Origin of the sequence: Bacillus sp. FSL R9-9834, from assembly GCF_038006905.1 — a bacterium.
Lineage (GTDB): Bacteria > Bacillota > Bacilli > Bacillales > Bacillaceae_G > Bacillus_A > Bacillus_A pacificus.
This window is the reverse complement of the sequence record NZ_JBBOWD010000001.1, coordinates 1,177,787-1,193,075: the sequence shown is the minus strand read 5'-3', so window position 1 is coordinate 1,193,075 and position 15,289 is coordinate 1,177,787. Positions and strand designations below refer to the sequence as shown.

The window sequence follows — 15,289 nt, the reverse complement described above, 5'->3', positions numbered from 1 at the left end:
ATTAAAAAAACAAAAAAGTACAGCGTGTATATACCGTGCGCCAACACTGTATATACCGTCCGCCTACTCTAGATAGGCAAACACTTGCTGTACTCTACAGCACTATTTTACAGTACGTAGAGTCCCGTAGCAACAGTTTGCTTACATTTGGCATTCTGTTGCTTTTTTGTTTCCATAAAGGAGACAGATATTGATGAAGAAACGAATCGATGTTATCGCAAGTGAAGAAACCTTCCACAATCTATCTACATTTAAAAAAGTGGAAGAATTAAATAAAACTGTACGTGCATACCGTGATACTATTCGTATGTCTATTAATCGTACTGACGTACAATCTAAGTTAATTACATTACTTGAAATTTTAAAGCGCCACAGCTGCAAATATGTAGGTGTTAGTTTCCTATGCAAAAATAGAATAGCGGAAAAAATGAAAGTTTCATATAAAACTGTACAACGTTTAATGAAGAAACTTGTGGATCTAGGCATGATTAAACAAATAGCAATGAAACGTAAAAAAGATATGCTACAAACTTCTAATGCTATTATTATTCAACCAATTGTGGAAGAAGTGTCCAACAAGGTAGATACAAAAAGTCCTACAAAGTGTCCTACCATTAAGACAAAACCTGTTTCCTTAAAACAAAATATAAAAGATATAAACAAACGTAATAGTAATGAGAATAGCAATACTCCTAAAAAGAATATTGAACAAGCTGATTTTGTTGCTCACTGGGTACCAGAACGTTTTATTTCTTTAGTTAGCTCTTTTTACAGTGAATCTAAAACCATTCAAGAACTATGGAAGGTCGTAAGACAGTGTAACAAAACTATTAACTTCTCTACAGGTGATAAAGCATTTACTAAAGACCAGGAGCTTACAATCGGCTTAAAAGCTATCAAAGAATTTGTTATGAAGATTAAATCCGGAGTAAAAATGAAGAAAGGTAAATTCGCGTATTTCAATGGAATTGTAAATAACTTAATGGACAAGTTCTATTTCGATAAGGAATTTATGGGAGTATAACCTCTCCTAAAAACACGAACATGCGTTTGATTTATTCTCAATGTCTTGGTATCATATGGTTAGATATTCCATGCATAAAGTGAGGTATACACCATGAAACCATTAACAAGTAGACAAGCTGAAATTTTAACTTTCATCCAAGAAAAAGTAATAGAAAACGGATATCCTCCCACTGTTAGAGAAATTTGCCAAGCAACCGGACTCGCCTCTAGTTCTACAGTACATATGCACTTAATGCACTTGGAAGAAAAGGGGTATATCCAACGCGATCCATCTAAACCACGTACAATAAAAATTTTGAAAGGAGGACTTATATGATTACCAATCCAATAGCATTTGAAAAGGACAAATTGATTAGAGAAATAATTTCGGCTCAAAAACAAAGTGGGCACCTATTATACCACCACAATAATCACGTAGAAATCGCGCATCTTATTTATGAACATCACGGCTATAAACAATTTTTACTAGACAATCCTAGTGCGGTAAAAATTTCTTTAGAAGAATTAAAAGAGAAACATAAACAAGTAATGGATTTACTTGAACGAGTTAAAAACCTCTAAAAGCGAAATTAAATGTAATATTTACAGTTGTTGCATGAAATTGGTATGATTTAGATATTACTTCAAGGAGGTTATTTCATGAGTTACGATACTATTGCTTCACTACAACGTATTGAGCAATTAAAGCAATCGGAAGCCGCAGCTGGAGATAGATTAATTTTAAAAAGAGCTGATTCAAAAGCGGAGCTTGCCATAACTGTAGCTGCTTTTGCTTTGGCACTTTTTACATTTGGTATTTCTCTTGTGATATTCGCAATTTGGTTCTTAATAAAAGAACTTACAGCTAAAACATATTTAGTAAAAAATGTAGCTACTGGTGAGAAGTTTAGAGTGAATCGAAAGGACTTTAAACAATATAAAAAAGACTTTAAAGCCAAAGAAAAAGAAGTGAAGAAGATTTCAGATTTGTAATAGTAGTATTTTATTCGTATTATAGTATATTTGTATAATCACTGATTAAGGAGAGAGTATTATGAAAAAACAAATGAATGCGCCAATTTGTTTACATTGCGAAAAGGAACTTGAAAATTGGAGAGGCAATGTAATGACAAAAAAAGATGAAATGTTTAGCACTGGTGTAGTTCAAGGATTAGAAATATGGTGTAAAGAGTGTACAAGTTCACTTGATAAAAGAGGATATGGAACTGAGTACCATAATCTATGGGAGCTAGCTTGGGTAAAAGAAACATACTTTGACCAATTAGAAAGCTTAATTAATCAAATGCAAGATAGAGAGGGTTTATATAGATTTTCTAACCAAGCTGTAATGGATTGCTTACAATTAGGAAGAATCTTATATGATAAACAAATTGAAGTTGAAGATGAGGAATATTAAAATTATAAGCCACCTCAATTAAAAGAGTGTCCTTTTTATTATCTAATAAATACTTAATATATTATTTCTTTTAAGGGGGCATCTTCATGAAGGTCGTTCGTTCAATATTCAACGCATTTCGTTTATTGAGTAAAATCATAAATCCGATATTAAAGGCATTATCTAAAAGTAAATTTTAATTACATAGAAATAAAAAAAGCCGTCAAATGACGGCTCTTATTTTTGTTCATAAAACTACTCTTTTGTTTTATTTAATTTCATACCACCATTTATCATCTAGTTGAGCATTCATCACACATTATCATTATTTTCGAATAACCGGAACCCAAAGTTCACTACTCGGATTTCGATCAGGTGCTAAATAATTTTCAATACAAGGAAGATCTGCTAACTCATATCCAGAGGTAGGTAGCCATTCTGTATAGAGACGTTTCCATGCATCAGAGACATTCGGAAAAACAGCCCATGTACTTTTAGGGATTACAATCTTCTCCATGCCACTAGTATATTCGCTTTGGTAACGGCATCCCATCATATACTCAAATGTTTCATCTGTTATAGCAGCTTGCTTTCCACATACACCTAAAAGCCCTTCTAATTTACATTGCGGATTTTCCCACGACATATCTATAAGTTGTTTCAATAATCCACTTTTTGTTGCTTCCTCCCATAATGTCGGAATCATACGAAAGGCAGCCTCAGTTATGACTTTTTCTTTCACTCCTACAATTTCAACCTTACAATCTAGCACTTCAATTCTATACTCCATCTCCACATCCCCTTTAATCGTGATTTGAAAGGAAATTCTCGGAAAGGCTTTTAATTCAACCCCTTTACGTCTCGCTTCTGTTGGAGTCACCCCATGAAGGCTTTTAAAAGCCCGACTAAATGCGTCCGGTGAATCATATCCATACTTCAGCGCAAGATCAATAATTCGAATGAAACTATCATTTTGAAGTTCAAATGCAGCTTGTGATAAACGTCTACGCCTTATATATTCCGACAAAGTAAAACCTGTAATAGACGAAAACATTCTAGGAAAATGATACTCTGAACAACAAGCTAACCTCGCTACTTCTTTTGCATCTATTTCATTCGATAAATTTTGCTCAATATAATTCATCGAGCGATTCATTCTCTCTAACCAATCCATTCTAAATCCTTCCTTTCAAACACATTATGGACAAAATAAAAATATCTTTCCCGATTTTTGTTGATTGAAAGATGTCGGGTGTTTTTAATATTGATAGATTTTGAAAATGTACCGATACCTTCTGAAAAAATTTTGATAAATGACAAAGTTTTTTACTATTACCCGTTTCAACATTGTCCTCTACCTTTTTAAAGTTCTTAACCACCTTATTATAATTAAAACAACTTTTTTTGTAATCAAGTATCATTATTGTGAATTTACAATGCCACTTTTCAATTTCAAATTATTAAAAAGTTATGCATTCAATAAAAACTTTTCAATAATCCCCTTTCGATATCTGTTATACTAAATATTGAAATTTTCAATATTCAGGGGGATAGAAATGGAAAAAGCAACAAATGAAAAAGAAGAAAAAAAACGCCGAGGGTGTGGATGTTTAGGTTGTTTAGGTATCATCATTTTATTAATTATTTTAATAGGCTCTTGTACAAAAAGTTCGGATAGTGATAAATCCGAAAAAGCCTCTACTGTTATTAAGCAAGAGGAATCAAAACAATCTGAGGAAGTAAAAGAAGATGAAAAAAAACAACAAGATCTTCAGAAGCAACAAGAAGAATTAAAAAAGCAAGAAGCTGAACAAAAAAGACAACAGGAACTTCAAAAACAAAGAGAAGAACAGCAAAAACAAAAAGAATTCAAGAAACAACAAGAGCAACAAAAGAAACAAGAAGTTGCTACTCCACCCAAAACAAATCAAGTAACAGAACAAAATGGAACTTGCACTATTAAAGGTAATAAAAATAGTAGAGGCGAGAAAATTTACCATATGCCTGGTCAACAGTTCTATGATAAAACAAATGCTGAAGAAACGTTCTGTTCTGAAGCTGATGCAAAAGCTGCTGGATATAGAGCTTCTAAAAAATAAAGTATAAAAAGCCGCCCAACAGGACGGCTCTTGTCTTTTCACTTCACATACACATAGGCTTCACTTGCTGTGACATAGTATGTTTTACCTTTACTATTGTGTACTTTGTATTGCGGGGATCCATTGACGTTTATTTTTGCATCAATTGTAAAACCTAATCCTGCATCTACAGAACCAGCAACATCTTTACCCTGCCAAGATGGAGCATCATAGAATCGTAAATTATTAACTTTAGAAACAACACGCTTACCTACAACTGATGAATCTACTGTGCTTTTCTTACTAAACTTCACATAAGATGGATCGTTCTTAATCCATTGCTCTCTACCAAGATTTAACCAACCATCCTTTTCACCCCATACAACATAAGATTCCGGTTTATTTAGCTGACGAATCTTAGAATAGCTTGTACTAGGTCCTTTACGTAAGTTCACATTGTAGCCTTCAATATAAGCAATACCATCTGTTACAGCCGTTGGAACTTCTGCTGGTTTAGATGGCTTATCAGGAACGGAAACTTCCACACTAGAGTTATTATATGCTCGTTGCACATCAGCGCGGAATTGAGCTTCTGAAACTCCATGACTACGTAAATAATCAAGTGGATCTTCATGATCTGTACCACCAAGATATTTTGTAACATCGCAGTGAGTCCATAATCCTTTTTCTACAGATAATCCACGATCACGAAGAATTTTAGCTAATAACTTAACGTATTTATCATAGCTACGTTTGAATTTCTCATAATCTCTTGTTTCGCATAATTCTACGTGAACAAATCGTTTATTTGCTCCTGGTCCTGCGCCATAGGCAATGTATTTCGTATCAGCAATTTGGATTGTTTCATTCCAATCAACTGCATAATGCACGAATGCTGAACGCCACGTACGAGACTCATATTTTTGAATATTAATAGCTGGCGCTTCAGGAGTTGCTGTAGAATGTGCTACAACACCCTCATAAGCACCTACACCATTACGGTATGGTTGTTTAGGTAAATCAGGAATAATCAGTGTTCTATCAGCAAAAGCACTTGTTGCAACGGATAAAACCAAAATAACAGCAAAGACTACAGAAGAAATATGTTTTAATGTTTTTTTCATTTCACATCAGCATCCTTTTTCATAATTTTTGTGTGGTCAAATAATCCACTTGCTGATAGACCAATGATGATTCCTTGAAATACATTTGTTTTGATATCTCCGTCCAAAAATAAAACGCCTAGCACAATGCCAAGCGTTAAATTTAATAACGGAACATATTTTGTTTGTAATCCAATTGTTTTTACGATTTGTGAGAGACCAACTACAATTCCAATCATTACAGCTAAACTAACCATTACATACCACCCCCTTTCATTAAGAAAGTGAGAATACCACCAATAATTCCACCAACTATAAGTCGTAAAATCCAAGTAGTATTGGCGCTGATTTTATCTAACTGTTTGTTGATATTAATAATGTCTTTTTCGTTACCTGTTGTGCGTATTTCTAAGCTTTTCACTTCTAATCTTATTTCCTTAATTTCTTGCTTGATTTCTTGAACATCACTTCTTACTTCTTGTAATCCTTCCACCTTAACCACCCCTTTTTAGGCAATAAAAAAAGACCAGCTTATGGCTGCTCTGGGTTCTTATTTATTAATTGTTGTAATAACTCTTCTAAAGCTGTAATTCGCTTTTCTTACTGAGTCGTTTTTTATTTATCGTTCATTTATCTTTTTTTTAGTATGCCGGTTCGTTATATTAGTTGACCACTTCCGTTACATCCTTCAAAACAATTACATAGGTTGCTCTTTGTAATACTTTGTGTTTCGTTTCTAATCCATCAAAAGCTTTTTCTATACACTTCCACTTCATTTCCTTACCGTCGAACACATCATATCCGGATAACATTTGAAATGCATAATTTACTACATCGCTCCCGAAATCCGGTGGCATTTTAAACCATCCTTTTACATTTGAATGTGTAGTATGTGGAATCGCTTGTTTTCCTAGTGTAGTTAACTCGTTTATTAAATCTTCCGGAAGTTTAAATAATGGAAATTCAGAAACCATTAATGATTCATCATAATTTAATTGTTCTCGAACTCTATCAGCATTGATATTGATAATCATATGATTCTCCTCTAGTAAGATATCAGAACCATGATCGATTGTTAATTCATCAAATACCGGTTTGAAAAATTTAGCCATAATAATTCACTCTCTTTTCTTTTTATTTGTTTAGTAATTGTTGCACTAATACCTTTAATTCATCAACTTCAGCTTTCAGTGAAACTTTCTCAAGTTTTTCAGCTTCAAGTTGTTCTTTAAGAGTTTCAACTTCCTGCTTCAACATACCATTGTCAAATTGAATATTTTTAACTTTAAAGTCAACTTCTTGTATTGCTTGAATAGAAATTGCAACCGAGCTATAAAGTTTTATAGCGTCTTTCTGTGGTGTGGTGAATACATCGTCAGTTTCCTCCGCAATCATACCGTAATTAATCGGAAGTGTAATAGACTCCCCTGACTCGAAGCGTTCAACATCTCTTATAAAGTGATACTGTTTTATGTTTACAGAGTTGATTTTATCTAAAGCAGAGAATGGAAGGTCTTCTATGTCCGTTTTAAGCGTACGAGAAGAATTAGGGATAAATTCTTGCGCCCACATACGCCCTGTAGCAGATATATTTTCAGTAGCTCGTAGTGTTCTGAGTTTAATATCTCGGAAAGCGTCACCTGTCGCACTTTTAATCTGTAATCCATCACCTACATAATCAGGATGCCTTGCCATTCTAAACATGATTTGATTTGCAAAAGTAAAATCTACATCTCCTTGAGTAGTTGGAGCTAAGTCTTTAATTGTCATTGCAGGGAATGACTTGTTATCACTTGTATAAAAATTAAAGTAGCCACGTTTAGCGGTAAAGTAGATATCTTTAGAAGCGCTCAAGGTTATAAATCCTGTAGTACCACTTGTGGAACTGGCAGTAAGAGAAATATTACCATTTGTATTAGTTAAACTCATATCGCCTACAGAGTTAATTTGCATTGCTCCGTCATAACGATAGAAGTTAATATAACTCGACTTTAAAATGTCATTTCCACTTCTACCAGTAGCAACTCCAATAGAAGCAACTGAATTAGTCCATTGAGAACCGTTAATTGTTGTTTGATCAATGACAAGTGACCCGTTAAGAGTTCCTGAACTTGCATAGTCATTTCCTAAAATTAAAGCAGACTGAATATTACTATCTGAACGATTTATAAATCCAAAATATCCACGAGCTTGACCACTTCCGTATAACGTCATGTTCTGAGCATTTAAACGGATGTGATTCGCTCCTGATCCCTGAGGTGCTGTTTGGATGGTAACGCCTTGTAAAGTCTGAGCTTTTAAGTGCTTCGCTTCAATATAGCCATCAAGATAAATCTTGTTTGCCTGAATCAATACAGATTGAGCTGTTTGGTTGATTGTGGATGCTATGTTACCTTTTTCAACTCTTTGGTTAATCGCATCAGCCATTAGTGATATTGAGCTTGAGTGAGATTCTACAATTGCCTTGCTTCCAAATTGACCGTTTGCTTCTGTTTTCGTGTAAACCTCTTCAGCTTCTGCTTTTAGGTCAATCCGATTAGATTGTTGATTAATCGTGGTCTCCATTTGAGTGACTTTGTTATTAAAATCAGATGTAGCTACTTTCTTAGCAATCTCACGGATCATCGCATCATAATTACCCATATCTTTAGGATTCGGCATAAATACAGACTTGGTAGAGCCTTTTTGAAACATAGGATTACTAATGTAGATGCTTCCATTACGTCTTATCCCAACGGTGATTTGCATATGTGTAACTGCTTGATTCAATGGTGGAATCGTCACAAAATATTCTTTCCAAACACCATTTTCAATTACATCGTTGATATTTGCCCCAACAGCACCCACAATTCTATCACCGTTCCATGCCTTGATTTCTGCATAGAGTCCATCATCAATGGAAGATTTATTAGTCACAAACACCATAGCCCTATAAGTGTACTCGCTATATGGATCTATGTTACCTACTACTTGATTTAATCCTGTCCATGAATAATCCCCCGTAAAACCAGAACAATAAATTTTAACAGAGTTGTATCCTCCATAACGTAAGACATTGTTAGGTTCAAATTTTCCTTTGTCAACATCAGCTGTCCATGTTCCCCATTTATCCAAGGAAGGAATTTCATTTATAACATTTCCCCACTCATCTATTTCTTTCTGAGTGAATGGAGCATTGAAAACTAAATTTGTTTCCCCTAGCTTCCCAACATAATCCTGCATTTGAGTCTCAGACACTTTAGATTTGATTTGATTATTAAGTTGTGTAATATCACTTGTGTTTTGTTGAATAATCTCTCCATGTTTCCCTTGCGTTTGGGATATCGTCGCAATGGTTTGAGAATTTGAATTTGTAGTCTGTTCCACTCTATTCAGAGTTGATTGCATTGCACCTTGTTCTTTTTGCACACTTTGAATTGTAGCTACATTGGTATCAACCGTTTGCTTAATTTCGTTAGTTTTCTTTACTATCACTGCATTATCTTCTGGTGCTGGTCTCCAAGTATAGACTTTATCTCCTACAGTTATTTGAGGAGATGACTGTTGATACCATTGGTCACCACTTAATGCTTCCCACACTTCAACACGCATCCAATCCTCAGTATTCCATCCTTCAATGGCCATCATCTTTGCTGTGACTACGAATGATACATTTGAGCGTCCCCATTCAGAAGTGACTGTAACCATTTCAGTTCCTGTTTTATCACCTGTAAAGTAAAAACTTTGACGTTTTTCACCAGGTGGTAAGTTTTTTATCCTAGCATAAATTGAATAGTTTAGCACATCACCTTCTTTTACAACTTTACGTCTTATTAAATCTGCAAAGTTATAGGCGATACCTTGCCAAGCGCTTTGGGTTTCTATTACGGTGTTACCCATGAAAGTATCTGTAGAGATTCTCACTAAATTATTATCCTTTAACCACCATCTATTATCCTTATCTGAGTTTGGTTTTGCTTCCCCAAAATCTCCTGAACCAATCATAAGGTTCGTTACATTATCATTAATGTTATTTACAGTAGTTTGTAATTGTGTGATGGTACTAGTATTAGATTCTGCCGTCTGCTTAGCAGTATTGGCTGTTTGTGTTACTTGCTTCAAATCATCACTAATAGTATCTACCTGCGTTTTTTCGGCTTTATGAGTAATTGCCTCTGCATTCTGGTCAATTTCTGTTTTCATGTCAGTGAACTTCTGTATATTCCCTTGTTTGTCAGTTTCATAAATTTGTTTTCCAATAAGATTTTGATCAACCCAATCTTTTGTATAAACCCCTTCTTTATCGGCTTTATCCTCTAATTGTTGATTCAACCAAGTCTTATCAGGCATATCCTTCACTGTCTCTTTTAAAGTATTAATCTCATTTTCTGCATTCTTAATACTTTGTTGTAATGGTCCTGTATCCGGAACAACAGGTTCCCAAGTCGTACCTGTCCATATTTTCAAAATACCAGGCTTACCACCACTAATATCACGCCATAGCGTTTTATTCGGTCTAAGATTAGCTGTAGGTGGCTTAACACCCTCTATGATATCTACAAGATTTTGTTCCATATATTCAACAGTCGCTTCTGCTAAATCTTTTGCGGTTTGACTTTCTTTTTGAGCCTGATCTGCTTTATCTTTAGCATCAATGATGTTTTGATTTTGTTCAGTGACTTTATCTTTTAATTGGTCAAATAACTCTTGTGGAACCTTGTCATATAATGAGCTTAGTATCTTTTGGTACAATCTTCGTAACTCGTCATTTTGATCAACAATTTCACGATAATCGCCAAACATATATTTATCTTGTTTTGGATCCTTAAATGATTCATCACCAGCAATAGCACGAGCTTCAAGATATAACTTAGGTGTAAATCCTGTATCTATAATTCTGATTGTATCGCCTTCATTAATTAATTCGTGAGCTAATCCAAATAATCGACCAATACTTTGAGCTTGAACTTCGTAGGAAACAGAAGTGTTTACTAGTTTATTCATTTCCGTTTTCATGAGAGTCATAAGTCGCTGTGGAGACATATCCTCGTTTTCTGTTTGCGGAGTATAAAAAGCAAATTTATGTTTCCCTTTTTCATTCCATCGTTGATATGCTGCATCATCCACAAGATACGGAACACCATTATTTATTTCTGAAATCGTAATGAATTCTCCATTATCTTTTTTAACGTAACCTAATAAAGCGGTACAAATGTTTTGAGAGTTTTCAATACGTTTAATCCCCAACAAGTCCTTACCGACAGTTACTTCTTTTCTTGTATCTCGACCTCTCTTCTTAACCATATCCACATAACGAACTACGATTTGAGAGCCGACAACTTCAGCACGGTATTGGATTTCTAGTTCAAATGAAGCGGCAATCTTTTTTAGTAAATCTAATGGATTAGTGAATTCATCAATAGTTATTGAATGTGATCCATCATGTTCGGTTTTACCTATTTCCCACTTCGTACCTTTTAGAGCTATTTCCATACATTGTTTTAATGTTTTACTTTCAATTTTTTGCGGTTCAATAATTTCTGCTTTAGCAAGTTGAATCCATTCCCCTGATGCATAAACCACTAATGATTTATCATCAGAATCTTTTTCCACTTCAGTAATAACATAAGGAACGATTCTACCGCCGCGAACCTCTTTTAACACTAAGTTTTGTTGCACAAGTGTAGCTGCATGGTCTGTATTCTCAAATACCCTAAACTCTAATGTATCTATATTATTTTTAATTTCCCAATGTCTCTTATCATCCCAATAGTCTTTTGGTTGTATAGCTGAAACGATTTGACTCTTTTTAAAATCAACAACATGTAAAGTTCCGCTTGGTGTCCTCATCTAAATCGCTCCCTATACGTTAATTCCACTATTCCTACATTGGCTGGTCGTACTATAATTTCATTCTGTCCCCGTTTTACAATAGGAAATGTACTGAATATGTCTTTCAGTGCTATTGCATTCGTACCATTAATTGTTACAAGTGATCGTTCCGTATCGATTTGAATTTTGTCTCCTACATCGAAAATATAAGGAGTCTCATCTATTTCTAAAGTATTAATGCGCCAAAATTTAACGTCCTTAATTTGACATACATTAACTGGATAATAATCTCCAAAAGCTACACAACCAACAGCAATATACTTTGGTTCTTTAGTAGTATTTGGGTTTCGATTACCTACGTCATGGTATTCCATTACAAATGATGCATCGTCCTGTTCAGTTCCTACGAAATATTTCGCACAGTAAACTCTCCAGTGGTTTCCTCTACGTGCTAAAGAAAAATGCCCACTGAATTGATTGAAAGTATCAATATAATATCCAGTTTCGTTCGATAGAAGCTGTTCATTATCGCCTGTTCCAATAGAAGAATGAGCCAAAGTAATTTCATGACTCATATATTCATCGCTCATATCCAATTGACAGATAATGTTGTAATCAGCATCCAAGATCATCGCAATTGTTTTACCCATTTGATCATACTTTGTAGACTGTAAGGCAAACTGGATATCCATTTTGAAATCTCCAATTTTCTTACCTATTGTCGGAATTTCTTTCATCACAAAAGGCCCATGCCATTTGTTCAGTTCACTTTGTCCGTAATCCGAAGCTCTAAAAGCTTTTCCACCTATGACTTCCATAGAGCCTCTTGCAAGAAACTTTCCTATCTGTCCTCCAAAAGGTTCCCACCCCTTAAGGCTAGAGCAATCATCATTGATAAGTCTCTCATCTTCTTTTACAATTTTAGATTTATACCCAACAGGATAACCAATCCGAAAATAGTCATTATCATTCCAGACATCAAGGAAAGGGCTCTGCGCTCCCACAGTTATATCAATAATTGGATTAGATTCTACAGATCCTCTATTACGAAATTCAGCTTTTAAGTTCCCACCCTCATCTATTGCTAATACTTTCTTCTGTGTGGGCCCTAACTTATAAGGCATTGGACAAATAAAAGTAATGGTCCCCATTCCAAGTGTTACGAATTCATCTGGGTCAAAGCTATCATCCACAACTGCTAAATACGTTCTATTTGGTTCTACATCAAAAATAAGCTCTACTGGTTCATCTGTTATTAGCCAATCTGCAATTTCTTCTTTTAATAGTTCTAAGTCTCCATCATCAGGAACAATAATTCCAACAGGAATAGATAAAACACGCATTTCTGTTTGTGTATTTAATAATCTTGCACCTGGATATCCTGGAACACTTAAAAAATTCCGTTTCAATGGTGCCCAAGTAGGTCTTTTCCACCCTTTTGCAATTTGGACAAATTCTTTACGTGCATTATTAAATGTAAAAGAACTCATGTTGACACCTCATTTCTTTATAAAACAAAAGAAACTCAAACCTAAAAGGCTGAGTTTCTTTGTTCTTCTCTTTCTTGATATTCTTTCGTATATCGATAAGTACCGCGCGCCACATCTCTTCCCTCTAAAACAACTGGCACTTCAATAATCAAATCTCCACCTTGTGTTGGAATCATTCCATTTCCACCTGTTTGTCCAGGAGAATAATTAAACACTTGGTTTGCAACCGTATTTGTCATAGCTTGTCTACTATTGGACATACTTCCATATACACCACTCATAACAGACTTTAATCCTGCTAATTGACTCATAGAACTAGACATCATCCGACTCATATCACCCATTAATTGATTCATAGTCCCAGTAATGCCGAGTGATTTTTCTTTTGATGATAAAGGTGTAACTGTGATTGAATTACCCTTTTTCGTAAATAATTCTGGTCCAGCTTCACCTGTAATAAATGAACCATCACCTACAGGTTTCCCGCCTTTAGCAAGCATTGGTACATGTGGAATAGTCGGCGCGCTAACTCCTGGTATATTGTTTAATAATTCTGCTGGTGTGTTAAAGCCATCTATAAATTTATTAATAATACGAATGATTCCATTGATAGCTGTACGAATACCACTTTTAATGCCATCCCATACGCCTAATACTGCTGATTTCATACCCTCAAACGCTCCACTAACTGCATTTGTGACCCAACGAACAGGAGTCATAATAGCTTCTTTCAAACCATTCCATACTGAAGATGCTGTTGACTTAATACCTTCCCAAATGTTTGAAAGCGTGGATTTAATACCGTTCCAGATACTACTACTTGTACTACTAATCATATTCCAAACAGTAGAAATAGCTTGTTTGATGTTATTAAATACGGAACTTGCTGTGGAAACAATTGAGTTCCATAAACTAGAAAGATAGCTTTTAATTGCATTCCATACCGCACTTGTAGTGGAACTTATCGTGTTCCATGTATTTACGATCCAGTCTTTTATTGAATTAAATATTGGCGTTACAAAAGCAACTAATCCATTCCAACATGATTGTAAGAAGCCCTTAACAGCATTCCATACAGTCATTGTTGCGGAACTGATTGTATCCCACACGGTAATGATCCAAGACTTGATTTGTTCGAAAATCGGCATAACAAATGCTACAAGCCCGTTCCAACAAGAAACTAAGAAATTCTTAATCGTTTCCCATACAAAACTTGTAGTAGAACTAATGGTATTCCAGCATTCAGAAATGAAATTCTTTATACCTTCAAATATTGGTGTAGCAAAGTATAAAATCGCTGTCCAAATCGCTTGTAAGTATTGAATAATGAAATTCCATACAGTTTGAATCACTGTGGAAATACCATTCCAAATCATAGAGAAGAAATCTGCGATTCCTTGTAAAATTGGTGTTAGAAAGGCAACTAAACCATTCCATGTCTCTTGGAAGAACGTTGAAATTGAAGTCCATACCTCAGTGAAGAAGGTTGCTATTCCTTGTAAGACGGAAGTAAGATATTCCACAATTCCATTCCAAATTTCCATACAAAAATTAAAAATAGAAGTCCAAACACTAATGTATGCTTCTAAAATAGCGGTTCCCCAAGTTACAACAAACTCAACTATTCCATTCCATAAGCCTATTAAGAACTCCTTAATTGAATTCCAGACTTCCGATGTAGTTTGGCTAATACTATTCCAAGTGTCGCTTGCCCATTGTACAATCCCATCCCATATTGCTACTAAGAACTCTCCAATGGCATTCCAAGCATCAATGGTCCATTGCCGTATAGAATCCCAATTTTTATAAATTGTAACACCTAGAGCGACAACAGCTGCTACAATTATCGGAATAAGAGCAATCCATCCTGTCATTGCCCACCCTATACTTGTTATGACAACAACAATTGGCGCCAAAGCCATAAATGCTCCTGCAATTACTCCAATAGTTACTGCTATAGCCGCTAATGTAGCTGCTAACTTTGGATTATTAGAAATCCAATCCGCAATTTTACCAACAACATCAGCTATAACTCCGAGAACAGGTTTGAGAGCCATCTGTAAATCTTGCATTGCTTTTTGAAATTTAACTGCTGGGTTTGCATCCATTTTCTTAACAGAATCATTTAATTGGTCTTGATTCTTTTTAAAATCAACCGTTTTTTCTTTCGCACCTAGTAAAGTATTAATAATGTTTTGCCCTTGATCTTCATACATTGTCATTTTGTTATCGTAAAGGCTTTTTATCCTCTACTTCTTGCACTTCATATTAATGCAAGATCGGCATACGTTTTCACTAATAAGTGTCGCGGTCTCGTGGAGGGATTATATCTTTTCACCCTCTATGCTCTGCCCCTGACTATATTTTATATAGCCTTCGGTTCAAGTTAGGAATCTCACCCTTCTT

Annotated in this window: 13 protein-coding genes and 1 pseudogene; 6 read left to right on the top strand and 8 right to left on the bottom strand. The window is 35.0% G+C overall.

The window, feature by feature from the left end:
• The first annotated feature begins 193 nt into the window (after window positions 1–193).
• The 5 genes and pseudogenes from MKY00_RS06210 to MKY00_RS06190 all read left to right on the top strand — a co-directional run bounded on the left by MKY00_RS06210 (window position 194) and on the right by MKY00_RS06190 (window position 2,422).
• Window positions 194–1,024: a helix-turn-helix domain-containing protein gene (locus tag MKY00_RS06210; protein ID WP_016716837.1), complete on the top strand. Its 831-nt coding sequence runs from the start codon at window positions 194–196 to the stop codon at window positions 1,022–1,024.
• A gap of 93 nt (window positions 1,025–1,117) precedes the next feature.
• A pseudogene (locus MKY00_RS06205) lies at window positions 1,118–1,324 on the top strand (LexA family protein); the annotation flags it as partial.
• A gap of 14 nt (window positions 1,325–1,338) precedes the next feature.
• Window positions 1,339–1,587 (top strand): hypothetical protein, encoded by a 249-nt coding sequence (locus tag MKY00_RS06200; RefSeq protein ID WP_048722275.1) that lies wholly within the window; start codon window positions 1,339–1,341, stop codon window positions 1,585–1,587.
• A gap of 78 nt (window positions 1,588–1,665) precedes the next feature.
• Window positions 1,666–1,998: a hypothetical protein gene (locus MKY00_RS06195; RefSeq protein WP_016716834.1), complete on the top strand. Its 333-nt coding sequence runs from the start codon at window positions 1,666–1,668 to the stop codon at window positions 1,996–1,998.
• 61 nt (window positions 1,999–2,059) lie between these two features.
• The gene (locus MKY00_RS06190) at window positions 2,060–2,422 is read left to right on the top strand and encodes a hypothetical protein (protein WP_016716833.1); all 363 of its coding nucleotides are present in this window, start codon (window positions 2,060–2,062) and stop codon (window positions 2,420–2,422) included.
• Window positions 2,423–2,726: 304 nt separating this feature from the next.
• Here the strand turns inward: MKY00_RS06190 and MKY00_RS06185 are convergent, their stop codons facing one another.
• Window positions 2,727–3,575 carry an AraC family transcriptional regulator gene (locus tag MKY00_RS06185; RefSeq protein WP_016716831.1) on the bottom strand — a complete coding sequence of 283 codons (849 nt, stop codon included), beginning with the start codon at window positions 3,573–3,575 and terminating at the stop codon, window positions 2,727–2,729.
• Between the two features lie 382 nt (window positions 3,576–3,957).
• Here MKY00_RS06185 and MKY00_RS06180 point away from each other — a divergent pair, with 382 nt between their 5' ends.
• Window positions 3,958–4,500, top strand: a complete 543-nt coding sequence (locus MKY00_RS06180; RefSeq protein ID WP_016716830.1) for a sunset domain-containing protein — start codon at window positions 3,958–3,960, stop codon at window positions 4,498–4,500.
• Window positions 4,501–4,538: 38 nt separating this feature from the next.
• Here the strand turns inward: MKY00_RS06180 and MKY00_RS06175 are convergent, their stop codons facing one another.
• The 7 genes from MKY00_RS06175 to MKY00_RS06145 form a co-directional block, all read right to left on the bottom strand.
• The gene (locus MKY00_RS06175; protein ID WP_016716829.1) at window positions 4,539–5,603 is read right to left on the bottom strand and encodes an N-acetylmuramoyl-L-alanine amidase; all 1,065 of its coding nucleotides are present in this window, start codon (window positions 5,601–5,603) and stop codon (window positions 4,539–4,541) included.
• The gene (locus MKY00_RS06170) at window positions 5,600–5,839 is read right to left on the bottom strand and encodes a hypothetical protein (protein WP_016716828.1); all 240 of its coding nucleotides are present in this window, start codon (window positions 5,837–5,839) and stop codon (window positions 5,600–5,602) included. The genes MKY00_RS06175 and MKY00_RS06170 overlap by 4 nt, the downstream gene beginning before the upstream one ends.
• Window positions 5,839–6,075, bottom strand: a complete 237-nt coding sequence (locus tag MKY00_RS06165) for a hemolysin XhlA family protein (protein ID WP_000398745.1) — start codon at window positions 6,073–6,075, stop codon at window positions 5,839–5,841. The genes MKY00_RS06170 and MKY00_RS06165 overlap by 1 nt, the downstream gene beginning before the upstream one ends.
• 169 nt (window positions 6,076–6,244) lie before the next feature.
• Window positions 6,245–6,694, bottom strand: a complete 450-nt coding sequence (locus tag MKY00_RS06160; RefSeq protein ID WP_016716827.1) for a hypothetical protein — start codon at window positions 6,692–6,694, stop codon at window positions 6,245–6,247.
• A 22-nt stretch (window positions 6,695–6,716) separates the two neighbouring features.
• Window positions 6,717–11,411 (bottom strand): phage tail spike protein, encoded by a 4,695-nt coding sequence (locus tag MKY00_RS06155; RefSeq protein WP_016716826.1) that lies wholly within the window; start codon window positions 11,409–11,411, stop codon window positions 6,717–6,719.
• Window positions 11,408–12,883 (bottom strand): distal tail protein Dit, encoded by a 1,476-nt coding sequence (locus MKY00_RS06150; protein ID WP_016716825.1) that lies wholly within the window; start codon window positions 12,881–12,883, stop codon window positions 11,408–11,410. Before MKY00_RS06150 ends, MKY00_RS06155 begins: the two co-directional genes overlap by 4 nt.
• A 41-nt stretch (window positions 12,884–12,924) precedes the next feature.
• On the bottom strand, window positions 12,925–15,105 hold the full coding sequence (locus MKY00_RS06145) for a phage tail protein (protein WP_016716824.1): 2,181 nt from the start codon (window positions 15,103–15,105) through the stop codon (window positions 12,925–12,927).
• Window positions 15,106–15,289 lie beyond the last annotated feature (184 nt).